This window comes from Sulfitobacter sp. 1A12779, assembly GCF_043557315.1.
Lineage (GTDB): Bacteria > Pseudomonadota > Alphaproteobacteria > Rhodobacterales > Rhodobacteraceae > Sulfitobacter > Sulfitobacter faviae.
This window is the reverse complement of record NZ_JBIFFU010000001.1, coordinates 314892-339511: the sequence shown is the minus strand read 5'-3', so window position 1 is coordinate 339511 and position 24620 is coordinate 314892. Positions and strand designations below refer to the sequence as shown.

General features: G+C 67.0%; 25 protein-coding genes. 11 read left to right on the top strand and 14 right to left on the bottom strand.

The window, feature by feature from the left end; translation table 11 throughout:
- From ACGYLQ_RS01635 to ACGYLQ_RS01620, 4 genes are read left to right on the top strand one after another with little or no spacing between them, the layout of a single operon-like run.
- Entirely contained in the window at positions 1 to 1008 is a 1008-nt protein-coding gene (locus tag ACGYLQ_RS01635) for an AAA family ATPase (RefSeq protein ID WP_394439991.1), read from the top strand.
- Positions 1005 to 1892 carry a DUF58 domain-containing protein gene (locus ACGYLQ_RS01630; RefSeq protein ID WP_394410965.1) on the top strand — a complete coding sequence of 296 codons (888 nt, stop codon included), beginning with the start codon at positions 1005 to 1007 and terminating at the stop codon, positions 1890 to 1892. The genes ACGYLQ_RS01635 and ACGYLQ_RS01630 overlap by 4 nt, the downstream gene beginning before the upstream one ends.
- On the top strand, positions 1889 to 4657 hold the full coding sequence (locus ACGYLQ_RS01625) for a DUF4159 domain-containing protein (protein ID WP_394439989.1): 2769 nt from the start codon (positions 1889 to 1891) through the stop codon (positions 4655 to 4657). Before ACGYLQ_RS01630 ends, ACGYLQ_RS01625 begins: the two co-directional genes overlap by 4 nt.
- Entirely contained in the window at positions 4654 to 6696 is a 2043-nt protein-coding gene (locus ACGYLQ_RS01620) for a hypothetical protein (protein ID WP_394439987.1), read from the top strand. Before ACGYLQ_RS01625 ends, ACGYLQ_RS01620 begins: the two co-directional genes overlap by 4 nt.
- Here ACGYLQ_RS01620 and ACGYLQ_RS01615 read toward each other — a convergent pair.
- The 5 genes from ACGYLQ_RS01615 to ACGYLQ_RS01595 all read right to left on the bottom strand — a co-directional run bounded on the left by ACGYLQ_RS01615 (position 6693) and on the right by ACGYLQ_RS01595 (position 11551).
- The gene (locus tag ACGYLQ_RS01615; protein ID WP_394439985.1) at positions 6693 to 7574 is read right to left on the bottom strand and encodes a nickel/cobalt transporter; all 882 of its coding nucleotides are present in this window, start codon (positions 7572 to 7574) and stop codon (positions 6693 to 6695) included. The genes ACGYLQ_RS01620 and ACGYLQ_RS01615 overlap by 4 nt on opposite strands.
- Positions 7559 to 8209, bottom strand: a complete 651-nt coding sequence (locus ACGYLQ_RS01610; protein ID WP_394439984.1) for a DUF1007 family protein — start codon at positions 8207 to 8209, stop codon at positions 7559 to 7561. Before ACGYLQ_RS01610 ends, ACGYLQ_RS01615 begins: the two co-directional genes overlap by 16 nt.
- A 91-nt stretch (positions 8210 to 8300) precedes the next feature.
- A complete protein-coding gene (gene yaaA / locus ACGYLQ_RS01605; protein ID WP_394439983.1) occupies positions 8301 to 9080 on the bottom strand; it encodes a peroxide stress protein YaaA in 780 nt (259 codons plus the stop codon).
- 31 nt (positions 9081 to 9111) lie between these two features.
- Positions 9112 to 11157: a DNA helicase RecQ gene (gene recQ, locus ACGYLQ_RS01600; protein WP_394439981.1), complete on the bottom strand. Its 2046-nt coding sequence runs from the start codon at positions 11155 to 11157 to the stop codon at positions 9112 to 9114.
- Between the two features lie 106 nt (positions 11158 to 11263).
- The gene (locus tag ACGYLQ_RS01595) at positions 11264 to 11551 is read right to left on the bottom strand and encodes a YggT family protein (RefSeq protein ID WP_067267829.1); all 288 of its coding nucleotides are present in this window, start codon (positions 11549 to 11551) and stop codon (positions 11264 to 11266) included.
- Between the two features lie 132 nt (positions 11552 to 11683).
- On the opposite strand from ACGYLQ_RS01595, the gene ACGYLQ_RS01590 reads away from it, so the two are divergent.
- The 6 genes from ACGYLQ_RS01590 (at position 11684) to arfB (ending at position 17003) form a co-directional block, all read left to right on the top strand.
- Positions 11684 to 12262 (top strand): acyl-CoA thioesterase, encoded by a 579-nt coding sequence (locus tag ACGYLQ_RS01590; RefSeq protein ID WP_209216990.1) that lies wholly within the window; start codon positions 11684 to 11686, stop codon positions 12260 to 12262.
- A gap of 103 nt (positions 12263 to 12365) precedes the next feature.
- Complete coding sequence (locus ACGYLQ_RS01585) at positions 12366 to 13739, top strand: MFS transporter (RefSeq protein ID WP_394439979.1); 1374 nt, start codon at positions 12366 to 12368, stop codon at positions 13737 to 13739.
- Complete coding sequence (gene mepA, locus ACGYLQ_RS01580; protein ID WP_067267832.1) at positions 13736 to 14680, top strand: penicillin-insensitive murein endopeptidase; 945 nt, start codon at positions 13736 to 13738, stop codon at positions 14678 to 14680. Before ACGYLQ_RS01585 ends, mepA begins: the two co-directional genes overlap by 4 nt.
- Positions 14653 to 15567 carry an esterase-like activity of phytase family protein gene (locus tag ACGYLQ_RS01575; RefSeq protein WP_394439977.1) on the top strand — a complete coding sequence of 305 codons (915 nt, stop codon included), beginning with the start codon at positions 14653 to 14655 and terminating at the stop codon, positions 15565 to 15567. Before mepA ends, ACGYLQ_RS01575 begins: the two co-directional genes overlap by 28 nt.
- Positions 15568 to 15630: 63 nt before the next feature.
- On the top strand, positions 15631 to 16251 hold the full coding sequence (locus tag ACGYLQ_RS01570) for a queuosine precursor transporter (protein ID WP_394439975.1): 621 nt from the start codon (positions 15631 to 15633) through the stop codon (positions 16249 to 16251).
- A 329-nt stretch (positions 16252 to 16580) separates the two neighbouring features.
- A complete protein-coding gene (gene arfB, locus ACGYLQ_RS01565; RefSeq protein WP_067267837.1) occupies positions 16581 to 17003 on the top strand; it encodes an alternative ribosome rescue aminoacyl-tRNA hydrolase ArfB in 423 nt (140 codons plus the stop codon).
- 3 nt (positions 17004 to 17006) lie between these two features.
- Here arfB and cobF read toward each other — a convergent pair whose 3' ends face one another.
- Genes cobF through cbiT form a run of 7 tightly spaced genes read right to left on the bottom strand, consistent with a single transcriptional unit; the run spans position 17007 to position 22433 of the window.
- Complete coding sequence (gene cobF, locus ACGYLQ_RS01560) at positions 17007 to 17756, bottom strand: precorrin-6A synthase (deacetylating) (protein ID WP_394439973.1); 750 nt, start codon at positions 17754 to 17756, stop codon at positions 17007 to 17009.
- Positions 17753 to 18055 carry a DUF1636 family protein gene (locus ACGYLQ_RS01555; protein WP_394439971.1) on the bottom strand — a complete coding sequence of 101 codons (303 nt, stop codon included), beginning with the start codon at positions 18053 to 18055 and terminating at the stop codon, positions 17753 to 17755. Before ACGYLQ_RS01555 ends, cobF begins: the two co-directional genes overlap by 4 nt.
- Positions 18052 to 18777, bottom strand: coding sequence for a uroporphyrinogen-III C-methyltransferase (cobA, locus tag ACGYLQ_RS01550; protein ID WP_394439969.1), 726 nt, complete (start codon positions 18775 to 18777; stop codon positions 18052 to 18054). The genes ACGYLQ_RS01555 and cobA overlap by 4 nt, the downstream gene beginning before the upstream one ends.
- Positions 18777 to 20099, bottom strand: coding sequence for a cobyrinate a,c-diamide synthase (locus ACGYLQ_RS01545; RefSeq protein ID WP_394439967.1), 1323 nt, complete (start codon positions 20097 to 20099; stop codon positions 18777 to 18779). The genes cobA and ACGYLQ_RS01545 overlap by 1 nt, the downstream gene beginning before the upstream one ends.
- A complete protein-coding gene (gene cobM, locus ACGYLQ_RS01540; RefSeq protein WP_322328778.1) occupies positions 20096 to 20881 on the bottom strand; it encodes a precorrin-4 C(11)-methyltransferase in 786 nt (261 codons plus the stop codon). The genes ACGYLQ_RS01545 and cobM overlap by 4 nt, the downstream gene beginning before the upstream one ends.
- A gap of 5 nt (positions 20882 to 20886) precedes the next feature.
- Complete coding sequence (locus tag ACGYLQ_RS01535; RefSeq protein WP_067267847.1) at positions 20887 to 21255, bottom strand: cobalamin biosynthesis protein; 369 nt, start codon at positions 21253 to 21255, stop codon at positions 20887 to 20889.
- Positions 21252 to 22433, bottom strand: a complete 1182-nt coding sequence (cbiT, locus tag ACGYLQ_RS01530; RefSeq protein WP_394440243.1) for a precorrin-6Y C5,15-methyltransferase (decarboxylating) subunit CbiT — start codon at positions 22431 to 22433, stop codon at positions 21252 to 21254. Before cbiT ends, ACGYLQ_RS01535 begins: the two co-directional genes overlap by 4 nt.
- On the opposite strand from cbiT, the gene ACGYLQ_RS01525 reads away from it, so the two are divergent.
- On the top strand, positions 22432 to 23181 hold the full coding sequence (locus ACGYLQ_RS01525; RefSeq protein WP_394440241.1) for a cobalt-precorrin-6A reductase: 750 nt from the start codon (positions 22432 to 22434) through the stop codon (positions 23179 to 23181). The two genes, cbiT and ACGYLQ_RS01525, sit on opposite strands and share 2 nt — an antisense overlap.
- Here ACGYLQ_RS01525 and cobJ read toward each other — a convergent pair.
- Together cobJ and cobI are read right to left on the bottom strand one after the other, a co-directional pair.
- Positions 23157 to 23891 (bottom strand): precorrin-3B C(17)-methyltransferase, encoded by a 735-nt coding sequence (gene cobJ, locus ACGYLQ_RS01520; protein WP_394439965.1) that lies wholly within the window; start codon positions 23889 to 23891, stop codon positions 23157 to 23159. The two genes, ACGYLQ_RS01525 and cobJ, sit on opposite strands and share 25 nt — an antisense overlap.
- On the bottom strand, positions 23888 to 24619 hold the full coding sequence (gene cobI / locus ACGYLQ_RS01515) for a precorrin-2 C(20)-methyltransferase (protein WP_394440239.1): 732 nt from the start codon (positions 24617 to 24619) through the stop codon (positions 23888 to 23890). Before cobI ends, cobJ begins: the two co-directional genes overlap by 4 nt.
- Between the last annotated feature and the right edge of the window lies 1 nt (position 24620).

Sequence of the window (24620 nt, the reverse complement as noted above, 5' to 3'; positions counted from 1 at the left end):
ATGGCCGAAGCGGACGATCTGATCGCGCATATCGAAGCGCTGACCGAAAAGCTGGCGCAGGCCAAACAGTCGATCACCGGGCGGTTTGTCGGTCAGGAACAGGTTGTCGACCTTGCCCTGACCGCGCTGCTCTGCGGCGGCCATGGGCTGCTGATCGGTCTGCCGGGTTTGGGCAAGACACGGTTGGTGGAGACCTTGGGCACCGTCATGGGCCTGAACGGCAACCGCGTACAATTCACGCCCGACCTGATGCCCGCCGACATCCTCGGCTCCGAAGTGCTCGACACCGCGCCCGACGGCAGCCGCGCCTTTCGCTTCATCGAAGGGCCGATCTTCTGTCAGCTCTTGATGGCCGATGAGATCAACCGCGCCAGCCCGCGCACGCAATCCGCCTTGTTGCAGGCGATGCAAGAGAAGACCGTGACCGTCGCGGGGCAGGACCGCGCGCTGGGCCAGCCCTTCCATGTGCTGGCCACGCAAAACCCGATCGAGCAGGAAGGCACCTACCCCCTGCCCGAAGCGCAGCTTGACCGTTTCCTCGTGCAGATCGACGTGGCCTACCCCGACCGTGCGACGGAGCGGGACATTCTGCTGGCCACCACCGGTGTCGAAGAGGGCACCGTGCGCCCGGTCTTCACCACCGAAGATCTGCTCTCTGCCCAGACCCTGCTGCGGCGGATGCCGGTGGGCGACAGCGTGGTGGAACTGATCCTCGACCTTGTCCGCGCCTTCCGCCCCGATGAGCCTGAGGCCACACAGCCCGTGCGCGACAGCGTCGCTTGGGGCCCCGGCCCCCGTGCCGCGCAGGCGCTGATGCTGACCGTGCGCGCCCGTGCGCTGCTGGAGGGGCGGTTGGCCCCCTCTGCCGAGGATGTGCTGGCCATGGCCCGTCCGGTGCTGAGCCACCGGATGGCGCTGAACTTTGCCGCCCGCGCGCGGGGCGAAAGCCTGCAAGGGCTGATCGACGCCACCGCCGGTCAATTGATCGGGAAAAAGGCCGCCGCGTGACCCATAGCCCCCTGTCCCTCAGAGCCAGCGCCGAGGGCGAAGCGGCCCGGCTGCCCGCCCTGCTGGCGCGGGCCGAGCATTTGGCCGGTGCCGTGTTGCCCGGTGCCCATGGCCGCCGCCGCGCGGGGACGGGAGATGATTTCTGGCAATACCGCCCGGCACAGATCGGCGACAGCCGCCGCATGGTCGACCACCGCCGCTCGGCACGCGGCGATCAGGAGTTCGTGCGCGAACGCGAGTGGCAAATCGCGCAGTCCGTCATGCTCTGGGTCGATCAGGGGGCCTCGATGCGCTTTGCCTCGGACAAGGCGCTGCCTGACAAGGCCGACCGCGCCCGCCTTTTGGGCCTTGCGCTGGCGATCCTGCTGTTGCGTGGGGGGGAGCGTGTGGGCCTGACCGGCACCGCCCTGCCCCCACGGCGCGGCAATCCCCAGGTGCTGCGACTGGCCGAATTGCTCTGCCAAGACGATGGCCAAGACTACGCCCCGCCCGAACATCGCGGCATGATCCCCCATGCGCGGGCGGTCTTCATCTCGGATTTCATGGGCGATCTCGACCCGGTACAGACCGCGCTGACCAAGGCCGCCGACCGTGGCGTGCGCGGCGTGCTCTATCACCTGCTAGACCCGGCGGAGGAGGCGTTTCCCTTCGCGGGCCGTACCATTTTCGAAAGCGTCGGCGGCAGTCTGCGACATGAGACGCTCAAGGCAAACGACCTGCGCGACCGCTACCTCGACCGGCTGGCGGCGCGCAAAGACGCCTTGCAGCAACTCTGCGCCCGGACCGGCTGGCGCTATGGGCTGCACCACACCGACGCCACGGCGCAGTCGGCGCTGCTCTGGCTCTATGGCGCGTTGGACGCGCGGCAGGGGAGTGCGGCATGAGCGTTTTCGGCGGCATCGGTTTCACCGCGCCTTGGCTGCTGCTGGCCCTACTGGCGCTGCCGATCCTTTGGCTGATCCTGCGGGCCGTGCCGCCCGCGCCGGTTCGCCGCCGTTTTCCCGGTGTGGCGCTGCTCTTGGGGTTGGCGGATGACGACAGCACCAGCGACCGCACCCCGTGGTGGCTGCTTTTTCTGCGGATGCTGGCCGTGGCCGCGATCATCATCGGCCTTGCCGGGCCGGTGCTGAACCCGCAGGCGGAGGCGGAAGAGGGCAGCGGCCCCTTGTTGATCCTGCTCGACGGCTCATGGGCCGGCGCCAGCGGCTGGGACCGACAGATGGCCGCCGTTGACGCGCAACTCACCCGCGCCGGACGGGCCGAGCGGACGGTGGGCATCCTCAGCCTCACCGACCCGCAGGTGCCGACCTTCCAATCCGCCGATGCGTGGCGCAGCCGTCTGGCCGGGTTCACCCCGGCGCCGTGGCAACCGGCCCCGGCAGAGCTGACCCGCGCGACCGAGATCATGGCGGCCCTGCCCGCCTTCGACACCCTGTGGTTCAGCGACGGGTTGGACTATCCGGGCCGTGATGGGTTGCTTGCCGCGCTGCAATCCAAAGGCGCGGTCGAGGTGCATCATTCCGCGGGCAATGTCGTCGGCATCGCCCCCGCAGTCTACCAAGATGGCGCGATCGACCTGACCCTGCGCCGCGCCGCGCCCGGACCGGAACACGCGGCGGTGGTGCAGGCCCATGGCCGCGATCCGGCGGGCAACGCCCGCGTGCTCGCCACCGCCAATGCGACGTTCGAGGCGGGCGCGACCGAGGCCAGCACCTCACTCTCGCTGCCCGCCGAAATGCGCGCGCGGCTCACCTCTTTCGACATCGCGGGCCAACGCTCCGCCGGGGCGCGCAGCTTGGTCGATGACGGGCTGCGCCACCGCGAAGTCGCGCTGATCCGGGGGCGCGGGGCGCAGGAGGGGCTGCAACTGCTCTCACCGCTGCATTACATCGAACAGGCGCTGGCCCCGAGCGCCGATTTGATCGACGGCACCCTGACCGAGGTGCTGCCCGCCAACCCCGATGTGATCGTGCTGGCGGATGTGGCCACCCTCGCCCCCGCCGAGGCCGAGCCATTGCAAGAGTGGATCGACGCGGGCGGCATGCTCATCCGTTTCGCCGGGCCGCGGGTGGCGGCGAGCGATGTCAGCCGCATCGACGAAGACCCGCTGATGCCCGTGCGCCTACGGGCCGGGGGCCGCAGTGTCGGCGGCGCGATGTCTTGGGGGGAGCCCAAGGCACTGGCCCCTTTCCGCAACGGGTCGCCATTCTTCGGGCTGACGGTGCCCGATGACGTGACCGTTTCGGCCCAAGTCGTGGCGCAGCCGGACCCGACACTGGCCGACCGGGTGATTGCATCGCTCAGCGATGGCACCCCGCTGGTCACGCGCAAAGCGGTGGGTCAGGGGCAGATCGTGCTGTTCCACGTCACCGCCACGGCGGAATGGTCGACCCTGCCGCTGTCGGGTCTTTTCGTGCAGATGATGGAACGACTGGCCGTGTCATCCGGTGCCAGCGCCCCCGAAGCCGAGGGGCTTGAGGGCATCACATGGACCCCGCTGCGGGTGATGGACGGTTTCGGCATCCTGTCCGACGCGGGCAACTTGCCCGGCGTCGCAGGGCCTGACCTAATCTCGGCCCCCGCGGGCCCCGCCCTGCCGCCGGGCATCTACGGCGCCGAAGACCGGCGGCTTGCGCGCAATGTGCTGACCGGCGAGACCGCTCTCACCCCCGCCACATGGCCCGCCGATGTGCCGCTGCGCGGCCTTGCCCTGCCGCCGGAACAACCACTCGCCGGGGCGCTTCTGAGCCTCGCCATCCTGCTGTTGGTGGCCGATGTGCTGGCGTCCCTCGCCCTTTCGGGGATGCTGCTGCGCCGTTCCACCGGCGGCTTGGCGCTGGCCTTGGGGATGGCCATCGCCCCGCAAATGGGCGACGCGCAAGAGAATGACCCCGAAAGCTTTGCCATACGCTCGGCCTCGGAGGTGACTTTGGCCCATGTGCTGACCGGCAACAGCGACGTTGACGAGATCGCCCGCGCCGGACTGATCGGCCTGTCGGACACGCTCTATTTCCGCACCACGGTGGAGCCTGACCTGCCCACCGGCGTTGATCTTGAACAGGACGAACTGGCCTTCTTTCCGATCCTCTATTGGCCGGTGACCCCCGACCAACCGCAGCCCTCGTCCGAGGCTTATGGCAAGCTGAACGACTACCTCCGCTCGGGCGGGCTGATCCTGTTCGATACGCGGGACGCGGATATCGCCAGCTACGGTGCCGCCAGCCCGAATGGGCGCAAGTTGCAGGAACTGGCCGCACCGCTCGACATTCCGCCGCTTGAGCCACTGCCGGGCGATCACGTTCTGACGCGCACGTTCTACCTGTTGCAAGACTACCCCGGTCGCTACAGCAGCCGCGATGTCTGGGTCGAGGCTGCGCCGCCCGATGCCGAACGGATCGAGGGGATGCCCTTTCGCAACCTCAATGACGGGGTGACGCCGGTGGTGATCGGGGGCAACGACTGGGCCGCCGCTTGGGCCGTGCGCCGCGATGGCGCGCCGCTTTTGCCCATCGGGCGCGGCTTTGCCGGAGAGCGGCAGCGCGAACTGGCCTACCGCTTTGGCGTGAACCTTGTCATGCATGTGCTGACCGGCAACTACAAATCCGATCAGGTCCATGTGCCTGCGCTGCTGGATAGGTTGGGCCAATGACCGGAACCGTGCTTTTCGACCCGCTGATCCCCCTGCCGCTGCTGATTGGCCTTGCGGTGCTGGCCGCGCTCGGCCTTCTGCTGGCGCTGTGGCGCGGCCTGTCGGGCTGGGCCCTGCGGGGCTTGGCGGCGGCAGTGGTTCTGGCCGCGCTCGCCGGGCCATCCTACCAGACCGAAGACCGCGCGCCGCTGTCGGACATCGTGTTGCTCTTGGAAGACGAAAGCGCCAGCCAGCGGCTCTCCGACCGTGCCGCGCAGACCGACGCGGCGGCAGAGGCGCTCTCTGCCCGCATCGCCGCCCGCCCCAATACCGAACTGCGCCGGATCACCGTCCCCGATGGGGCCGAGGATGCCGGCACCCGGCTGATGACCACGCTGGCCGATGCGCTGGCCGAAGAGCCACGCGCGCGGATCGCGGGCATTCTGGCGCTCAGCGATGGCCGGGTGCATGACGCCGATCTGCCGCTTGACCTGCCCGCGCCGCTGCACCTGCTGCAAACCGGTCGAGCCGAGGATTGGGACCGCCGCCTCACTGTGCGCAACGCCCCGGCCTTTGCCATCATCGGAGAGCCGGTGACCCTGACCCTGCGCATCGACGATCTGGGCGCCGCGCCCGAGGGCGGCGGCCTGACCCAGCTTGATATCTCTGTCGACGGGGAAGAACCACAAAGCTTCAACGTGCCGATTGGCCAAGACCTCGAACTGCCCGTGGCCCTGCCCCATGGCGGGCGCAACGTGATCCGCTTTTCCCTGCCCGAAGCCGAGGGCGAGTTGACCGACCGCAACAATGCCGCGCTGATCCAGATGAACGGCGTGCGCGACCGGCTCAGCGTGCTCTTGGTTTCAGGCGAGCCGCATCCCGGCGGGCGCACGTGGCGCAACCTGCTGAAGTCCGACAGCGCGGTCGATCTGGTGCATTTCACCATTCTGCGCCCGCCCGACAAACAGGATGGGGTGCCGGTGAACGAGCTGTCGCTTATCGCCTTCCCGACGCGCGAGTTGTTCATGGAAAAGATCGACGACTTCGATCTTATCATCTTTGACCGCTACCAACGGCGTGGCATCCTGCCTGCGCTCTACCTCGACAATGTGGCGCAATATGTGCGCAAGGGCGGGGCCGTGCTGGTCGCCGCCGGGCCGGATTTTGCCAGTGCGGACAGTCTCTACCGGTCGCCGCTCGGCACGGTGCTGCCAGCCACCCCCACCGCGCGGGTGTTGGAGGAAGCCTTCCCCCCGGTCGTCACCGACATCGGCCATCGCCATCCCGTCACCTCAGACCTGCCCGGCAAGGGCGACTGGGGCCGCTGGCTGCGTCAGATCGACGTGACGGCTGACAGCGGTGACGTGGTGATGACCGGCGCGGACGACCGCCCGCTTCTGGTGCTGGACCGGGTGGATGAGGGGCGCGTTGCGCTGCTCGCCTCTGACCACGCTTGGCTGTGGAACCGCGGCTATGAGGGCGGCGGCCCGCAGTTGGAGTTGCTGCGTCGTCTGGCCCATTGGATGATGAAGGAACCCGAGCTTGAGGAAGAGGCGCTAATGGCCTCGGCCCAAGGCCGGACCATGCGCATCACCCGCCGCACCTTGGACGAGACCGTGCCCCCCGTCACGATCACCGCCCCCGATGGCAGCACGACCGAGCTGCCCCTCGCCCCCGCCGGGCCGGGCCGGTTCAAGGCGGAATATACCGGCGAAGAGATCGGCCTCTACCGGCTGGAGAACGGCGATGAGGTCACCGTCATCGGCCTCGGCCCCGCCGCCCCGCGCGAGTTTGTCGAGACCAGCGCCAGCGATGCGCCCCTGCGCCCGGCGATCGACAGCCTGCGCGGTGGGGTGGCACGGGTGGAGGATGGGCTCCCCCGCCTGCGCGACGTGCGCCTTGGCCGCCCTGCCGCCGGGCGCGGCTGGCTGGGGCTGACCCCGCGCGGCGCTTACGAGACGCGCGATGTGCGACAAACGCCGCTGCTGCCGGGGTGGCTGGTGCTCTTGCTCTCGGCGCTCTTCATCATTGCCGCATGGCTGCGCGAGGGCCGCCGCTAAAGCGCCCGCAGCAGCAAGCCGCCCGCCAGCGTCACCACGACCAGCCCCGCCGTCAGCTCGGCCACCGCTGCGGCTTGGGCCAGCCTCGGCGATCCGGCGAGCCCGCCCAAGACCCCGGCGCGCAACCCCGTCGCGGCCAAGCCGGTGGCGATGGTGATCAAGCCGGTGCCGAGCGCCATGGCAAAGGCCCCCAAGATGCCGATCCCGCCGATCCCCATATGCCAAGTGATCACCAGCACGAAAAGCGCGCCGGTGCAGGGCCGGATGGCGATCCCGCCGATCAAAAGCAGCGCGTCGCGCAGCCTGCCCGCGCGCTGAACCTGCGCCAGACTGGGCCCATGGGCATGGCCGCAATGGCTGCATACTTCACCGGAATGCGCCGAGCTGTCCTGCCGCGCATGGCGCAGCCCGCGCCAGATCAGCCAAAGCCCGATAAGGGCAATCGCGCCATAGCTTGCCGGGGCCATGATGTCTTCGGTCACGCCGACCAGCGCCTCCCGCCCGAGACCCAAGAGGAGGATCCCCGCATAGACCAGAACCACGGCGGTCACCGCTTGGCCCAAAGACGCCGCGAGCGCGATCAGCGAGAGCCGCAGCACCGGTACCGCCCGCGCCAACCCATAGCCGCCGATCACGATCTTGCCGTGCCCCGGCCCTGCCGCATGGACGACGCCATAGGCAAAAGACGCCAGAAGCACCGTCCAGAACGCCGCCGCATCGCCGCCCCGCGTGGCGCGCAGCCCGCTGGCGATGCTGTTTTGAAACCCGCGCTGCTGCCCTGCGGCCCAATGGGCAAGGGCGTTGAACCCGCCCGACCACCACAGCGCCGCCAGCGCCAGAAGGGTCGCCAATGCTGCCAGCGCTATGATGCGTCGCATGTGATCACCACTTCATTGGCCAAGGCTTCGCCGATCTCCGGCAGGCCGACATCGCTTGGATCGGTATTCGCGTCCAACGCGCTCAAGTCCTGCTGAAGGGCGCGCAGATCGGCATTCATATCCGGCATCTTGACCCGCGCGCGGCAGGCATCGCTGCCTTGCACGGTCACTTTCTGGGTCACCTCATAGGCGGTGTAATAGGTCGGATCATACGGTTTGATCACCAGCCCATCCGCCCCCGGCACCGTACCTTCGACCGCGCGCAGATGGGTGGTGATGATCCGGCCTTCGGCAAATGTGGTCGCCACCTCAAGCGGGCCGGACAGCGTGATCTCTTCGCCCCCGTCCAATAGGACCGTATCGCCGTTGAACCCTTCGATCCACTGCATGTCGAACCCGTTGAGAGAGGCGACTTCCGCCTGCGTCAGCACGCCATCGTAATCGGGGTCGAGGCCGCGATCCTCGGTCACCAAGAGAGAGTAGAATTCGTCATAGGCCCATGTGATCCGCAGATGGGTCAACCGCCCCTCGGCATCGACGATCACTTCGAACCCGGTATCGACGAAGATATGCGGATGCGCGCCAAGCGGCGTGGCGCAGGCGATGATAGCGGCGGTGGCGAGCGGGTATTTCATGGCGCTAGGTCTACGCCCCTTCGCCAAGCGCGGCAATCGCCCGGCGGGCGGCGCACGGCGGGAAGACGCGCATCGCCGCCCCGCCTGCGGGTCAGGTCGATGGATAGGGCCGGACAAAGACCGGACGCTCGGGCGTAGAGGCATCGGGCTGATAGGCATAGCCGCCGCTGTCGAAATCTTGCAAACCTTCCGGGTCATTCACCCGGTGCTGCAAGATATAGCGGGCCATGGCACCGCGCGCCTTCTTGGCGAAGAAGCTGACGATCTTCGGCCCCTTGCCATCGCCCTTATCTTCCATGAACTGCGGGGTGATCACCCGCAGTTTCAGCGCCTTGAGGTCCACCGCGCCAAAGTATTCCTGACTGGCGCAATTCACCAGAACATCGCAGCCGGTCGCCTCGGCCTGTGCATTCAGTGCCTTTGACAGGCTGTCGCGCCAATAGTCATAGAGGTTGCCGCCCCGACGGGTTTTCAGCTTGCTGCCCATCTCCAGCCGGTAGGCTTGGATCGCGTCCAGCGGGCGCAGCACGCCGTAGAGACCCGACAGGATGCGCAGGTGATCTTGGGCATAGGTCATCTCATCGGCATCAAGGCTCGTGGCCTCCAGCCCCTGATAGGTGTCGCCAGCAAAGGCCAGCGCGGCGGGGCGGGTGACCTCGGCTGTGGGGTCAGCCTCGAACGCCTGAAAACGGTCACGGTTGAGCCGCGCCAGATCGTCGCTCAGCCCCATCAGGCTTTTAAGATCGCCCAAGCTGAGATTGCGCGCGGTCGTCGCCAGCCGCACGGCGTCTTCCTGAAAATCAGGCTGGGTGACGGCGACATTGCGCTCAGCCCAATCAAGGCGTTTGGCGGGGGAAATAACGACGAGCATGGCAGTCTCCTTGGGGGCGTTTCGGGGTGATCTAGCCCGCGTCGCGCAGAACGTCCAGAAAGGCGGGGCCAAAGCGTTCGGCGCGTTTGTCGCCGAGCAAGCGTTCAATCGCGGAACTGTCGGCGCTGCGCAGTTGCGCCACCTTTGCCAGCATCGCGGCAGAGCAGCTTAGCGGCTTTTCGGTGCCCTGCGCGCCGCGCGCGAGGTCGGCCTGCACCTGCAAGAGTTGGTCATAGACATTGCCCGCCTCGCGCCCCGCCAGCTTGCGCCGCGCCTTGTGCATCGGCTGCGCCTCGCCGTTGATGACTTCGAGGAAGGCCGCGCCGTAATTTTCCAGCTTCTTGGCCCCCACCCCACCGATCCGCGCCATGGCGTCGAGGTCTTGCGGTCGCGCCTCGGCCATTTCGATCAACGTCCGGTCGGTGAAGATGATATAGGCGGGTACGCGGGCCGCCTCGGCCAGCGCGCGGCGCTTGGCCTTGAGCGCGGAGAGCAGCGGCGCGTCCTCGTCGCTGACCATGGCCTTGACCGCGGGCCGCCGGTTCGCACCCGCCGCTTTGATCGTATCGCGGCGCAGGTTGATGCTGGCCTCGCCGCGCAGGATCGGCAGGGCGGCGTCGGTCATGCGCAGGGCGCCGTGACGCTCGGCATCCGGGCGCACGAGGTCATGGCCCATCATCTGCCGGAACACCGCCTGCCATTCGTTGCGGCTGTATTCCCCGCCCACGCCGTAGGTCGGCAGCGATTGGTGGCCGCGCTGGCGAACCTTCTCGGTCTCATTGCCCAAGAGGATGTCGATGAGATGGCCCGCGCCAAACCATTCGTCGGTGCGCAGCATGGCCGAGAGCGCCTTGCGCACCGCGGTGGTGCCGTCGAAAACCTCCGCTGGATTGTCGCACAGATCGCAGCGCCCGCAGGTGACCTCGGTCTCGTCGAAATAGCCCAGCAGGGTTTTGCGGCGGCATTCCAGCGCCTCGGCCAGCCCCAAAAGCGCGTTGAGCCGCCCGTGATCGGCGGCGCGGCGTTCGGGCGGGGCCAGCCCCTCGTCGATCTGGGCGCGGCGCAGGCGGATGTCGTCGGGGCCGAAAAGCGTCAGCGTCTCGGCCGGGGCACCGTCGCGCCCGGCGCGGCCGATCTCCTGATAGTAAGCCTCGATCGACTTGGGCAGATCGGCATGGGCGACCCAGCGGATGTCGGGCTTGTCGACCCCCATGCCAAAGGCCACGGTGGCGCAGACGATGAGCCCGTCCTCTTGCTGGAAGCGGCGCTCGGCGATGCGGCGGTCCTCGGCCTCCATCCCGCCATGGTAATGCAGCGCCTCCTGCCCCTGATCGCGCAGCGCCTTGGCCAGCCCCTCGGTTTTGGCGCGGGTGCCGCAATAGACGATGCCCGACTGGCCGCGCCGCGCCCCGGCGAAGGCGAGGATCTGGTCCCGCGGCTTGTTCTTGGCGGCAAAGGCGAGGTGGATGTTGGGCCGGTCGAAACCGCGCAGGAAGGCGCGCGGCGGCGTGCCGTCGAAAAGCTTTTCGACAATCTCGGCCTGAGTCTCGGCATCCGCCGTGGCGGTGAAAGCCGCCAGCGGCACGTCGAGCGTGCGGCGCAGCTCACCGATGCGCAGGTAGTCGGGGCGGAAGTCATGGCCCCATTGGCTGACGCAATGCGCCTCGTCCACGGCGATGAGATTGACGCCAACCCGGCGCAGCATCCCCATGGCGGAGCCTGCCGCCAGCCGTTCCGGCGCCATGTAGAGCAGTTTGAGCGTGCCCGCCTCAAGCGCCTCCCAAACCGCATCGGTCTCTTCAGGCGTGTTGCCCGAGGTCAACGCGCCTGCCGCGACGCCTGCTTCTTGCAGGCTGCGGACCTGATCGCGCATCAGGGCAATCAGCGGCGAGATGACCACCGTCACCCCCTCGCGCATCAGGGCAGGCAATTGAAAACACAGGGATTTGCCGCCGCCCGTGGGCATGATGGCCAGCACGTTTTCGCCCTCGGTTACGGCCTCAACAATCTCTTGCTGGCCGGGGCGGAACCCGTCGAAACCGAATACATCACGAAGAAGCGTGGCAGCGCCTGTCATGGAGAACCTGCAAGATTGTCTGCTCTTTTTATGCAGACTCCCACACTAACAAAGCGTGAACAAGGCCGGATAAGCGCGACATCGGCGCGCGGGCGGGCCACACGCGTCAGTAGAAGGCCGCTGCGTTGTTGGTCAGCACGATCCGCGCCATGGCAACGGCGATCAGCACGATCAAGGGGGCGAGGTCCAGACCGCCCATCGGCGGGATCACATTGCGCACGCGGCTATAGACAGGCTCTAGAATGCGGTTCAGCCCGTCCCAGATCTGCGCCACCAGCGGTTGGCGCAGGTTCAGCACCTGAAAGTTGATCAACCAAGACATAATGACATGGGCGATGACGATGAACCAAACGATGTTCAAAAGCAGCATCAGGATCTGGAACAGCGACGTCATGGAATATCCCCTTGGTTTGACGCAAGACAGTTAAGCGCCCCGCCCTCAAAGGGCAAGAGTGTCGCGACGTATATGCTTGACCGCGCAGCGCTTCCGCCGCAGATCCGCGGCGTCACGACAAAGGAAAGCCTCATGTTCCCGATCATCCGCATGGCCAAAGACGTCATCGTCGCCGCGCGGCAGGCGCCGCTGGACAATCTGACCGACACCCATGTCAGCCACCACATCTGCTGGCCGCATGACCTCGATATCTGGATGGAGTTGAACAACGGGCGGGCGCTGTCGCTCTATGATCTTGGCCGCACCGCCATGGCGCAGCGGGCCGGGCTGATCACGCTGCTGCGGCAGAACAAATGGGCGATCACCATCGCGGGCTCCAGCACGCGGTTCCGCCGCCGCATCCGCATGTTCGAGAAATTCGAGATGCGCAGCCGGACCCTGTGTTGGGACGACAAGTTCATCTACCTTGAGCAATCCATGTGGAAGAAGAACGGCGAATGCGCGAGCCATGTGCTCTACCGTTCCGCCGTGACCGATCGTAACGGGCTGATCCCGCCGGAAAAGGTCTTGCAAGCGATGGGACGGCAGCAAGCTTCGCCTGAGGTGCCGGGCTGGGTGGCCGAATGGATCCGCGCCGATGCGCACCGCCCCTGGCCGCCGATGCAGGACGCGGCCCCGGCCCCCGCTGCGGCAGGGCCGCTTTCGGCCTGAGCCGACCGCCCTCCTCTGCCTCACCCCCGCCCTTACTGACGCTTGCGCCTTGCGGCCTGCCCTGCTCTAACTTGAAAAAGGGCAGGTCGCGAAGGGGCGCAACATGGCACAGACAGGCGGGCGCAAGCGCATCTGGGGATGGTATTTCTTTGACTGGGCCAGCCAGCCTTACAACACCCTGCTTCTGACTTTCATCTTCGGCCCCTACTTTGCCCAGACCGCGACCAATGCGCTGGTCGAGGGCGGGATGGAGCTTGGCGCCGCCAAAGCCCAAGCGCAGGCATACTGGGGCTATGGTCTGGCATTGGCGGGCGTCGCGATTGCGGTGCTGGCGCCGATCTTGGGCGCTGTGGCGGATTCCTCGGGGCGGCGGATGCCTTGGATCCGGCTTTTCTCGGCCATGTATGTGGTCGGCGCGGGCGCGCTGTGGTGGACGGCCCCGGCGGATTTCTCTCTGCTTTGGGCATTGTTCTTTTTCGGCATCGGCTTGGTCGGGATGGAGTTCGCAACGATCTTTACCAATGCCTACCTGCCCGAGCTGCACCCCGACGCGGATGAGCGGGGGCGCATTTCCGGCGATGGCTGGGCCTTCGGCTATGCGGGCGGGGTGCTGGCCCTGATCGCGATGATCGCCCTGTTTCAAAGCGGCGCGAATGGGCGCACCATGGCGGGGCTGACGCCGCTTTTCGGGCTCGACCCGGCGACAAAGGCCGACACCCGCATCGTCGGGCCGCTGACGGCCATCTGGTACGCGGTCTTTATGATCCCCTTCTTCCTCTATGTGCGCGACAGGCCGAAACCCGGCGCTGTGCGCTATCGCGTGGGCGCGGGTCTCGCGGATTTGGCGCGCACCCTGCGGGGCTTGCCGAAGCACCCGTCTCTGCTGGCCTATCTCGGCTCGTCGATGTTCTACCGCGACGCGCTGAACGGGATGTATACCTTTGGCGGGGTCTATGCGCTTGGGGTGCTGGATTGGTCGATCCAAGAGATCGGCATCTTCGGCATCCTCGCCGCCATCTCGGGCGCGGTGTTCTGCGTGTTGGGCGGGCGGATCGACCGGCGCATCGGCCCGATGCCGGTGATCGTGGCCTGCTGCGTCATCCTCATCGCCACCGCCTGCCTGATCATCTCGCTGGGGCCGAATTCCGTCATGGGCGTTTCTTTGCCCGAAGGCTCCGCCCTGCCCGATATCCTCTTCTACGTCGCCGGTGCCGCTATCGGGGCGGCCGGCGGGGCGCTCCAGGCGTCATCGCGTAACATGCTGACCCGACAGGGAAACCCCGAGCGGATGACCGAGGCGTTTGGCCTCTACGCCCTCTCGGGCAAGGCCACCTCCTTTCTCGCACCGGCGCTGATTGCCCTGACCAGCGACCTCACCGGCAGCCAAAGGCTGGGGATCACCCCCGTCGTGGGGCTTTTCATCGTCGGTTTGATCCTGTTAGCTTGGGTCAAACCCAAGGGAGATTTCGCCACATGACGCTGCTTCGCACCCTCACCTCCGTGGCGCTGGCCTTTGCGCTTGCCTCTTGCGGGGGCGGCCGGACCGAGACCGACATCAGCGGTGAGAAGGTCGCCCTGCCGACCATCGGCTCTTCGGGCGGCGCATTGAGCACGGTCGAGGCCAAGCGGCTTTTCGGGGCCAAAAGCTTTGCCTCCGCACAGTCTCCGGCGGCTTTCGGCAGCTATTCCAAAGGCTGCCTTGCCGGGGCCGAGCAATTGCCCGAGACGGGTCCGACATGGCAGGCCATGCGGCTGTCGCGTAACCGCAACTGGGCCCATCCCGAGATGATCGACATGGTTAAAAAGCTCAGCCGGAAGGCCGCGCAGCAACCCGGTTGGGAAGGCGTCTATGTCGGCGATATGAGCCAGCCGCGCGGCGGGCCGATGTTGACCGGCCACGCCAGCCACCAGATCGGGCTTGATGCCGACATCTGGATGCTGCCGCCGAAGTCCCTGAACCTCAGCCGGGCGCAGCGCGAGAATATCTCCTCGATCTCCATGCGCCGGGCGAGCGGGGCCTATGTGAATTCCTCTTGGACACCTGCGCATCACGAGGTGATCAAGGCTGCGGCCCAAGACCCCCGCACCGCGCGTATCTTCGTCTTCCCCGGCGCTAAGGTGCAGATGTGCGCCGATGAGAAAGGCGACCGCAGCTATCTGCGCAAAATCCGGCCTTGGTACGGGCATCACTACCATTTCCACATCCGCATCAGCTGCCCCAAGGGTGCGCGCGGCTGTGTGGATCAGGCCCCGCCCCCGCCCGGTGACGGCTGCGCCGATGCGCGCCAGTGGCAGGCCAATATCCTGAACCCGCCAAAGCCCGACCCGAACGCGCCCAAAGTAAAACCCAAGCCCAAGCGCGATATCCTGCTTGCGGACCTGCCTGCCCAATGCAACGCCGTTTTGAACGCAAACTGATCCGCGCCTGCCTCCCGTTCTTCCTGCTCATCGCCTGCGTGGCCCCCGCCGCGCAGACAGGGCCGGTGGTGCAGGTGGACAGCGTGCTGACATGGCGCCATCCGGCGCCGTGGTTCGGCGGCTTTTCCGGGGTTGAGGTGAATGCCGATGGCACCCGCCTCACGGCGGTGTCGGACCGGGGCCATGTCGTGCAAGCGCGTATGTTGCGCGAGGCGGGCCGTTTGGTCGCGCTTGAGATTGTGGAGGATGCGCCGCTCAAAGATGCCGATGGCAAGGCCCTGCGCGACAAGATGCGCGATGCCGAAGCATTGGCGCGTGACGGCAGCGGGCAACTCTACGTCTCATTCGAGCACGACCACCATGTCGCGCGGCTGTCGCCCGAGAGCGGCGTCACCACCCCGCTGCCCAGACACGACGACTTCGCCAAGTTCGAGCCGAACGCGGGGATGGAGACTTTGGCCGCCCACCCCGATGGGCGGCTCTTTGCGATCCCCGAAGGCGGCGGCCCGGCCTCGGATGATTTCCCGCTCTATGCCTTTGACGGCAGCAGTTGGACGATCACCGCAGAAATCCCGCGCCGGGGGCCGTTCCTGCCGGTGGATGCCGATTTTGCCGAGGACGGCACCCTTTATCTGCTGGAGCGGACGATCACGCCGCTGGGGTTTCGCAGCCGCATCCGCAGCTTCGACCTCACCGCGCCTGCGCTTGGCGAAGAGACACTGCTGACCTCCGGCCCCGGTCAATATGACAACCTCGAAGCGCTCAGCACGTGGCAGGATGCGGCGGGGCAAACCCGGTTGACCCTGCTGTCGGACGACAACTTCTTCGTCATGCAGCGCAATGAGGTGGTTGAGCTGATCCTTGCCAAACCGGGTTCCGAGGGCTAAAGCCGTCCGGTCTGCGATCCCCGCAGGCCAAGTCGCCGCACCCTTGCACAAAACGGTTCACATATGACACGCACCTATCTTCCCGGCATTCTTGCCATGGCCGCCATCGTCGTGGCCTCGAATATCCTTGTTCAGTTCCTCTTTGGCCAATGGCTGACCTGGGGGGCTTTCACCTATCCGCTGGCCTTCCTCGTCACCGATGTGATGAACCGTCTCTACGGCGCCTCTGCCGCGCGCCGGGTCGTGTTGGTGGGGTTTGTCGTGGGCCTGATCTGCTCGCTCATTGGGACGCAGATCATGGGCGAGTTCGGCCCGCTGGTGACGATCCGCATCGCCGTGGCTTCGGGCACCGCCTTCCTCGTGGCGCAGCCGTTGGACGTGACGATCTTTAACCGTTTTCGCGATGGCGCGTGGTGGCGCGCGCCCTTGGTCAGCACCTTGATCAGCAGCGCGATCGACACGGCGCTGTTTTTCTCCATCGCCTTTTCGGCCAGCCTGTCGTTCATCCACCCCGCCACCGATGTGGCTTGGGCCGCTGAGACGCTGCCGCTTTTGGGCGCGGGCCCGCTCGCGCCGCTTTGGGTCTCGCTCGCCGTGGCGGATTGGTCGGTCAAACTGGCCATCGCGCTGATCGCGCTGATCCCCTTCCGGCTGCTGACCGCACGGCTGACCGCCCGCGCGTGATACCGGCGCAGGGGGCCACCCCCTGCCGCCGCACCCCTCTAAAAAAACGCTTTGCGAATTTCAAAACCTGTGCAACGCTCAGGGTGAGTTCAACAAATGTAAAGGAGGTGATCCAGTGTCAAGAAAGGTATTGGAGCGAGGTGTCGGAACAGCCAGCGGGGTTTCCTGCTAGGGCAGCCCCTGGCAATGCAACCACCTGGTGGACGTCGGTCTAACCGATCCCCCTCCTGAAACCATTCGATTGGGCCGCTCCGCAAGGGGCGGCCCATTTCGCATTCCCCCTTCACCCTCACCGCGCGGGCTGGCATGTTGCGGGGCAAGGAGAGCCCATGCTGCACATCAACGATGACATCGCCATTCAGGATTGGGAGCTGACGGAAAGCTTCATGCGCGCCTCCGGCCCCGGCGGGCAGAACGTGAACAAGGTCTCCTCGGCGGTGGAACTGCGGTTCGAAGCTGCCACCTCGCCCTCCCTGCCGCAACCGGTCAAAAACCGGCTGCGCCGTCTGGCCGGACGGCGCTGGACCACCGAAGGCGCATTGGTGTTGCAATGTGACGAGACCCGCAGTCAGGCGCGCAACCGCGAATTGGTGCGCGAGCGTCTGGCCGAGCTGATCCGCCGCGCCCTCACCCCGCCGAAACGCCGCATCGCCACCCGCCCGACGCTGGGGTCGAAAAAGCGCCGCCTCAAGGCCAAGAAGGTGCGCGGCGAGGTCAAGGCGATGCGCGGCAAGGTCGATCCCGACGGTTAAGGATCAGCCGCGCCGCAGCAGGTAGATGTCCATGATCCAACCATGCGCCGCGCGGGCGGCGGCACGGGTGGCGATGATGTCTTCGGCAACCTCGGCCAGCGGGCCATGGCGGATGATCTCTTCGGCCATGCCAACGTAAGCGCCCCACCAGATCGTCACGCCTTCCGCGTCCAACGCCTGAAAGGCGCAATCGCCATCGAGCATGATCACCAGCGTATCGACCCCCTCGGGCCAACCATGATCGCGCAATTGCCGCCCGGTGGTCACCATGAAGGGCGCGCCGATTTCATTCAGCGGGATCGCATGAGCCGCCGTCAGCCCTTGCAATGAGGTGATACCGGGGATCACGGTGATGTGCGGCGCAGGTTCCAGCCGCGCGGCGATGCGCAGGGTGCTGTCATAAAGCGACGGATCGCCCCAGACCAGCAGCGCCACCCGCCGGGCGGTCGGATGCTGGGCCATCGCCCCGCGCCATGCCTCGGCAATCGCATCATGCCAGTGGTCGACGCGGGCGCGGTAATCTTCGATCGCCGGGTCACGCACGGGCAGATCGAAGCCGACGATCTGCACTGCCGCATTGGTCAGCACTTCGTCGCAGATGCTCCGCCGCAGCCCGGCCAGATCATCCTTGCCTGCGCCCTTTTGCGGGATCAAGATCAGGTCCTGCGCGTTCATCGCCCGGATCGCTTGCAGCGTCAGATGCTCAGGGTTGCCGGTGCCGATGCCGATCAAAGTGAGTTCAAGCGCGCTCATCCCGGTATCCTCGCAATCGCTTTCAGCCGCAGCCCGCCCAGCACCCGCGCATCGGGGAATTTGCCATCCGGCGACGCACGGTAGAGGGTCACGAAACGGCGCAGGTCATCCATATCCGCCTCGGTGATCTCTCCAAACAGATAGGCCACCTTGCCCGGCGCGCGAAACGCCACCGTCTGCGCCCGCGTGCAGCCTGACATACAGTCGATGCCTTCGACCTCCACCTCGGACAGACCCGCGCGGACCACGTCCAGAAAGCCGCCATCAGCGGTGCAGGAGGTGCAGACAAACGCTTTCACGTCTCGAACTCGGCCAGTGGCCCGTAAAAGATCAGCGCGGGCGTGGTGCTGCTGGTGCTTTCCAGATGGCGCGCCAGCGTTTCGATCGTGAAGCGCTGCACCTTCTCCGCCGGGGTCGAGACCGCCTCGGCCAGCAGCGCGGGCGTGGTGCCGGGCAGCCCGTGTTCGACCAATCTTGCGGCAAGGCCCGCAAAGGTGCGTTTGCCCATATAGACCACGGTGGTCGCCATCGGATCGGCCAAGGCGGCCATGTTCACGTCGCGCGGCAATTCGCCGGTCACATCCGCGCCGGTGATGAATTGCACGCGCCGCGCCGTCATGCGGCGGGTCAGCGGGATGCCTGCGGTGGCGGCGGCGGCAGAGGCGGCGGTCACGCCCGGCACGATCTCGAAAGGGATATCCGCCGCGCGCAGGGCGATGATCTCTTCCTCCAGCCGTCCGAACATGCCGCTGTCGCCGGATTTCAACCGCACGACCTTTAGCCCGGCTTGCGCATGATCGACCAGAACGCGGCTCACATGGTCTTGCTTGGGCGAGGCGCGCCCGGCCCGTTTGCCGACCCCGATCAGGTCCGCATCAGGCCGCGCGTGCTCCAAAATCGGGCCCGCGCTGAGGTCATCGAAGAGCACCACATCGGCCGCCTGCAACCGCGCCACGGCCTTGACCGTCAGCAGCTCCGGGTCGCCCGGGCCGGAGGAGACGAAGGAAACAAAGCCCCCCATCACAGCGCCGCGATCATGTGAAAGAAGGTGCCCGTGGCACGCCCGCCCCCCGCGAAATCACGGACCGAGCCGGTCTCGGGCACTTCAAGGTCATTGGCATCGGTGATCCGCGCCAGCGGGGCGTCCGGCTCGGCAAGGATCGTGGCATAGTGGAACTCATGCCCGCGCAATTCGGCCCGCGCGGAATGGCCGGGGATCGGCGCGTTGAGATCGGCCTGACGGTAGCCCAGATGCATCTTGCGCTTGGCGAAAGAGGTCTCCAGCCCCAGAAGTCCCGCCATCTCATGCCGGGTGCCCTCCTTGTCGATAAGGCCCGCGCCCATCGCCATATAGCCCCCGCATTCGCCATGCACCGGGCGGGTCTCGGCAAAGGCGCGCAATCCTTTGCGGAAATGCGCGGCGGCGGCGAGTTTGCCGGCGTGAAGTTCCGGGTAGCCGCCCGGCAGCCAGCAGCAATCGGCACTGTCGTCCGGCGCTTCATCGGCGAGCGGGGAGAAGGGCAGAACCTCTGCCCCCGCCGCGCGCCATCCGGCCAAGAGATGCGGATAGACAAAGGCGAAAGCGTTGTCCTGCGCCAGCGCGATGCGCTGCCCGGGCGGGGTGATCTGCGCCGGAGCGGGCGGGTTCTGCAACGTGCCCCGCGCGGCGGCCCGCAGGGCGGGGACATCGACATGGGCCGCGACGAATGCCGCCGCCTGCCCCAACAGATCGGGCAGGTTTTCCTGCTCCCCGGCCTGCACCAGCCCGAGGTGACGCTCGGGCATTTCGATCTCGACCCGGCGCGGCAGCGCGCCGAAGACTTTGATCCCGACAGCCTCCATCCCTGCGCGCACCAGCGTCTCATGCCGGGGTGAGGCGACGCGGTTCAACACCACGCCTGCCAGTTCCACATCGGGCCGCATCTCACGAAAGCCAAGCGCCGTGGCCGCCACCGATTGCGCAGCGCCCGACACGTCGAGCACCAGCACCACCGGCCAGCCCATCAGCGCCGCGACATCGGCGCTGGCGCCATTGCCACAGGCCCCCGGTTTGGCGACGCCATCAAACAGCCCCATCGACCCTTCGCCGAGGATCAACTCGGCCCCATCGGCGTTGCCGACCAGCCCTTCGATCCGCGCGCGGTCCATCGACCAACTGTCGAGGTTGAACGACGCCCGGCCCGAGGCCGCCGTGTGAAAGGCAGGGTCGATGTAATCAGGGCCGCTTTTGAACGGCTGCACCGCGACACCTTCGGCGCGCAGCGCGGCCAGCAGCCCCAGCATCAAGGTTGTCTTGCCGGTGCCAGAGGCCGGGGCGGAAATCAGCAGGCCGGGCGGGATCATGAGGAAGTCTCCGGAAAGCGCGGCTCGGCCCCGACGGGGCGGAAGCGGCGGTCATAATCGGCGGCGTAAAGGCGGCTCTCACCAAAATCCTCGGCCCCGATGGCATGGCCCACGAGGATCAGCGCGGTGCGGGCCATTTCCTCGCCCACTTCGGTGCGCAGGGTCGCAAGCGTCGCTTTGACGATGCGCTGATCGGGCCAGCTTGCACGCCAGACCACGGCGACGGGGCAATCGGCACCGTAATGCGGGGTCAGTTCTTCGACGACTTTATCAAGCACATGCACCGACAGATGGATGGCCAGCGTCGCTCCGGTGCGGGCAAAATTGGCCAGCGTCTCGCCTTCGGGCATCGCCGTGGCGCGGCCCGAGGTGCGGGTTAGGATCACCGATTGCGCCACGCCCGGCAGGGTCAGCTCGGCCCCCAGTTCCGCCGCGGCGGCGGCAAAGGATGGCACCCCCGGCGTCACGTCATAGGCGATGCCCATCTCGCGCAAGCGGCGCAGCTGTTCGCCCATCGCCGACCAGACCGACAGGTCGCCCGAATGCAGGCGCGCCACGTCATGGCCCGCGGCATCGGCGGCGGCGATTTCTTCCATGATGTCGTCTAGCGACAGCCTTGCAGTGTTGACGATCCGCGCGCCTTCGGGGCAGTGGCTCAGCAGGGCTTCGGGCACCAGCGATCCGGCATAGAGGCAGACCGGGCAGGCCGCGATCAGGTCGCGCCCACGCAGGGTGATGAGATCCGCCGCCCCCGGCCCGGCTCCGATGAAATGTACAGTCACGGTATCTATCCTTTCCTCTCGGCAATCGCCGCGGTGGCCATGGCATCGCCCGAAACGACGCGTTCGGCAACCAATACCGCCCCCGGCCCGGCGGCGGCCAATGCCGCGGCCTCGGACAGGGAGCCGGTGCCGAAACGGTCTTCGATCCGGGCCGATTGCGTGGGGGTTATCATGCGGGCCAAGTCTTCGGTGGTGATGCCGAGCCCCGGCACGCCCAACTCTTGCGCGAACTCGCGGAAGACGGTGGCGCGGGCCTTGGCGGCTTCGGTCACCAGCGCGTCGATCTTGGTGCCATCTGGGTTGGCCCGCGCCAGCGCATCGCGCAGCGAGGCGACGCTCGCCGCGCCCCGAAATCCGATCCCGGCCATCCTCATAAAGTCACGCTCCATTGTACCACGGGCCGCAGCGGCTGCCAGCCGCGCATCCGGCCCAAAGGTGCGGCCTGCGCCAATTCGATCCGCAGCAGGGTGCCGCCATGCTCCGCTTGCAACTGCGCCAAAAGCGCTTCGGTTTCCAGCGTCACACCGTTGGCGACCAGCCGCGTGCCCGCTGGTAGCGCAGGCAGGAGGGCATCGTAAAGCGCCGCGTTCCCGCCGCCGCCGACAAAGACCACGTCAGGCCGAGGCTGCCCCGCCCAGACTTTCGGCGCGCGGCCATGAATCGTTTGCATACGCGCGTTCAGGCCAAAATCTGCGATGTTGCGGGTGATATTCTCGACCCGCGCGGCGTGCTGCTCAAAGGCGATGGCGCGCCCACCGGCGAGACAGAACTCGACCGAGACCGAGCCGCTGCCCGCGCCGATGTCCCACAGCAACTCGCCGGGCCGGGGGGCAAGGGCCGATAGCGTCAGCGCCCGCACCGGCGCCTTGGTGATTTGGCCGTCGCTGGCAAAATGGTCATCCGGCAGGCCGGGGCTGCGCGGCAGGCCGATGCCCTTGGGCAATTCCACCCCGACTGCCACCGGCGCTTGCACATCCGTCAGATCGAAGCCATCCGCCTGCACCGCCCGCACCCGCGCATCGGGACCGCCCAGCCGTTCGGCAACATGCAACCTCGCCGCGCCTGCGCCCTGTGTGCAAAGAAACTCCGCCAGCGTCGCCGGGGCCTCCCCATCGCGCAGCAGGCAGATCATCCGCCCCTTGGGACGCAGGGCCCCGCGCAACTGCGCCAGCGGTGCGGCGTGTAGCCCGTGGCAAGTGATCTCCTCCAGCCGCCAGCCAAGCGCATTGGCGACCAGCGAAAAGGTCGAAGGCGCGGGCAGGCTGTGCCATTCGTCGGGCTGCAACGCGCCGACGATGCTGCCGCCCGCGCCAAACCAGAAGGGATCGCCCGACACCAGCATCGCCACGCGCTTGCCACGCTCGGCCAACACCGGCTCGACCGAGAAGGGCACGGGCCAAGCCCGCCCGCGCGCACCTGCGCCTGCCCGCTCCAGATGACGCGGCCCGCCAAAGATCACCTCGGCCTTTGCCAGCGCCGCGCGGCTTGCCGCGGGCAAGGCATCCGCGCTATCGTCGGGCATTCCGATGATGCTGAGCCAAGGATCACCCATCATGCGCGTCCTTCTTTTGGGTGGCACCACCGAAGCCAGCGCCTTGGCGCGCGCCTTGGCCAAAGCCGGGATCGACGCGGTGTTTTCCTATGCCGGGCGCACCGACAGCCCTGTGGCCCAGCCCCTGCCCACCCGCATCGGCGGCTTTGGCGGCGTGGCGGGGCTGGTGGCCTATCTCGAAGCCGAAGCGATCACCCATGTTGTCGACGCCACCCATCCCTTTGCCGCGGGGATGAGCAACAATGCCTTCGTTGCCTGCGCCCGGCAAGACCTGCCGCTGGTGCGGTTCGAGCGCCCCGCGTGGGAGCCGCAGGAGGGTGACGACTGGACCTTCGTGCCCGACCTCACCGCGCTGCCCGCCGCCCTGCCCGACAGCCCGGCGCGGGTGTTTCTGGCCATCGGCAAGCAGCAACTGGCGCTTTTCGCTGCGAAACCGCAGCACCGCTACCTCCTGCGCCTCGTCGATCCGCCACGCGACCCGCTGCCGCTGCCGCGGGCGACGGTCGTGCTGGCGCGCGGGCCTTTTGACGTGGCGGGGGATACCGCGCTGATGCAGACCCATGCGATCACCCATGTCGTCGCCAAGAACGCCGGAGGCGCTGGCGCGCGGGCCAAGTTGGATGCCGCCCGCAGCCTTGGCCTGCCGGTGATCTTGGCCGAGCGGCCGAAACTGCCGGGCGAAGTGGCCGCCAATGATGTGACCGAAGTGATGCATTGGCTACATCATACCGCGCTGCGCGGCGTATAGACATAGCGTCCGACCTGCCGCGTCGCGGAATTGCCGACAATCACCACGGTGCGCATATCCGCCATCTCGGGCGTCGCCTCGCCCAGTGTGACGGTGTTGAACGCCTCTTCCGGCGTGGTCACGGCGCGGGCGAAGGTGATCAGCCGGTCCGGCCCGCATTCGGCGCGCAGGATGTCCAACGCCTCGGCGAATTGATGCGGGCGGGATTTGCTGCGGGGGTTGTAGAAGGCCATGGCGAAATCCGCCCGCGCGGCCATCCGCAAACGGTGCTCCACCATCGCCCAGGGCTTGAGGTTGTCGCTGAGGTTGATCGCGCAGAAATCATGGCCCAAGGGCGCCCCAAGCCGCGCCGCCGCCGCCAGCATCGCCGTGATGCCGGGCAGCACGCGGATGTCGACGCTCTCAAACGCCGGTTCCCGCTCCACCGCTTCGAACACGGCTGAGGCCATGGCAAAGACGCCCGGATCACCCGAAGAGACCACCACCACACGCGCGCCCGCCTGCGCCAGTTGCAACGCGTGGGTCGCGCGGTCCAACTCCACCCGGTTGTCGCTGGGGTGCAGGGTCAGCCCGTCGCGCGGGGCGACGCGGGCGACGTAAGGGATATAGCCGATAACGTCTGTGGCCTGCGCCAAGGCCTCGGTCACCTCGGGCGTGACAAGCGCGTCGTCACCGGGGCCGAGGCCCGCGATATGAAGGATGCCGCTCATGTCTCCGCCTCCGGTCTGCGGCCTTGGCCATGAACCAAGACGATCGCGAAATAGGGGCAGTCGTCATCCGCCACGTCAGAAAGCCTCGCCACCCGCTGGTCGGGCATGGTGCCGCGTTCGACCAGCCAAGCGTCCTCCAACTTGCCCGCCGCCGCCAGCGCGCGGCGCACGCTGGGCAGGTTGCGGCCCGTCTTCATCACCACCAGCGCATCGGCGCGCTTCATGTGATCGGTCAACTCGGCCTCGGGCAGCGTGCCCATCAAGACGGTTACCACGTCGTCGCCCCAAGTGAAGGGCGTATCCAGCGCATTCCAGCAGCCCACCATGCCGGGGATTGCGGGCAGCACGTCAACCTCGGCGCGGCCCTGAAGCCGCGTGTGCAGATGCATGAAGGAGCCGTAGAAGAAAGGGTCACCCTCGCAGAGCACAACCACCTCGTGATCGCGCGCCAAGGCTTCTAGCCGGTCGGCCCATTCCTCGTAAAAAGCGACCATCTGGGCGCGATACTCGGGCGAATCAAAACGCAACTCGGTGGTGACGGGATATTCCATCGCATATTCCACCACATCGTCGCGCAGCATCCCCTCAACGATCCGGCGTGCTTGGCCCGCGCGGCCTTTCTTGCGGAAATAGGCCAGATGCCGCGCGCCGCGAATGGCACGGTCGGATTTCACGCTCATCAGTTCGGGGTCGCCGGGTCCAAGGCCCGCGCAGATAACCTTGCCCATC

Excerpts from the sequence above, each read along its gene's own strand:
- ACGYLQ_RS01635 (WP_394439991.1), top strand. The coding sequence starts at position 1 with ATGGCCGAAGCGGACGATCTGATCGCGCATATCGAAGCGCTGACCGAA.
- ACGYLQ_RS01625 (WP_394439989.1), top strand. The coding sequence starts at position 1,889 with ATGAGCGTTTTCGGCGGCATCGGTTTCACCGCGCCTTGGCTGCTGCTG.
- ACGYLQ_RS01620 (WP_394439987.1), top strand. The coding sequence starts at position 4,654 with ATGACCGGAACCGTGCTTTTCGACCCGCTGATCCCCCTGCCGCTGCTG.
- ACGYLQ_RS01615 (WP_394439985.1), bottom strand. The coding sequence starts at position 7,574 with ATGCGACGCATCATAGCGCTGGCAGCATTGGCGACCCTTCTGGCGCTG.
- ACGYLQ_RS01610 (WP_394439984.1), bottom strand. The coding sequence starts at position 8,209 with ATGAAATACCCGCTCGCCACCGCCGCTATCATCGCCTGCGCCACGCCG.
- yaaA (WP_394439983.1), bottom strand. The coding sequence starts at position 9,080 with ATGCTCGTCGTTATTTCCCCCGCCAAACGCCTTGATTGGGCTGAGCGC.
- recQ (WP_394439981.1), bottom strand. The coding sequence starts at position 11,157 with ATGACAGGCGCTGCCACGCTTCTTCGTGATGTATTCGGTTTCGACGGG.
- ACGYLQ_RS01595 (WP_067267829.1), bottom strand. The coding sequence starts at position 11,551 with ATGACGTCGCTGTTCCAGATCCTGATGCTGCTTTTGAACATCGTTTGG.
- ACGYLQ_RS01590 (WP_209216990.1), top strand. The coding sequence starts at position 11,684 with ATGTTCCCGATCATCCGCATGGCCAAAGACGTCATCGTCGCCGCGCGG.
- ACGYLQ_RS01585 (WP_394439979.1), top strand. The coding sequence starts at position 12,366 with ATGGCACAGACAGGCGGGCGCAAGCGCATCTGGGGATGGTATTTCTTT.
- mepA (WP_067267832.1), top strand. The coding sequence starts at position 13,736 with ATGACGCTGCTTCGCACCCTCACCTCCGTGGCGCTGGCCTTTGCGCTT.
- ACGYLQ_RS01575 (WP_394439977.1), top strand. The coding sequence starts at position 14,653 with ATGCAACGCCGTTTTGAACGCAAACTGATCCGCGCCTGCCTCCCGTTC.
- ACGYLQ_RS01570 (WP_394439975.1), top strand. The coding sequence starts at position 15,631 with ATGACACGCACCTATCTTCCCGGCATTCTTGCCATGGCCGCCATCGTC.
- arfB (WP_067267837.1), top strand. The coding sequence starts at position 16,581 with ATGCTGCACATCAACGATGACATCGCCATTCAGGATTGGGAGCTGACG.
- cobF (WP_394439973.1), bottom strand. The coding sequence starts at position 17,756 with ATGAGCGCGCTTGAACTCACTTTGATCGGCATCGGCACCGGCAACCCT.
- cobA (WP_394439969.1), bottom strand. The coding sequence starts at position 18,777 with ATGGGGGGCTTTGTTTCCTTCGTCTCCTCCGGCCCGGGCGACCCGGAG.
- ACGYLQ_RS01545 (WP_394439967.1), bottom strand. The coding sequence starts at position 20,099 with ATGATCCCGCCCGGCCTGCTGATTTCCGCCCCGGCCTCTGGCACCGGC.
- ACGYLQ_RS01535 (WP_067267847.1), bottom strand. The coding sequence starts at position 21,255 with ATGAGGATGGCCGGGATCGGATTTCGGGGCGCGGCGAGCGTCGCCTCG.
- cbiT (WP_394440243.1), bottom strand. The coding sequence starts at position 22,433 with ATGGGTGATCCTTGGCTCAGCATCATCGGAATGCCCGACGATAGCGCG.
- cobJ (WP_394439965.1), bottom strand. The coding sequence starts at position 23,891 with ATGAGCGGCATCCTTCATATCGCGGGCCTCGGCCCCGGTGACGACGCG.
- cobI (WP_394440239.1), bottom strand. The coding sequence starts at position 24,619 with ATGGGCAAGGTTATCTGCGCGGGCCTTGGACCCGGCGACCCCGAACTG.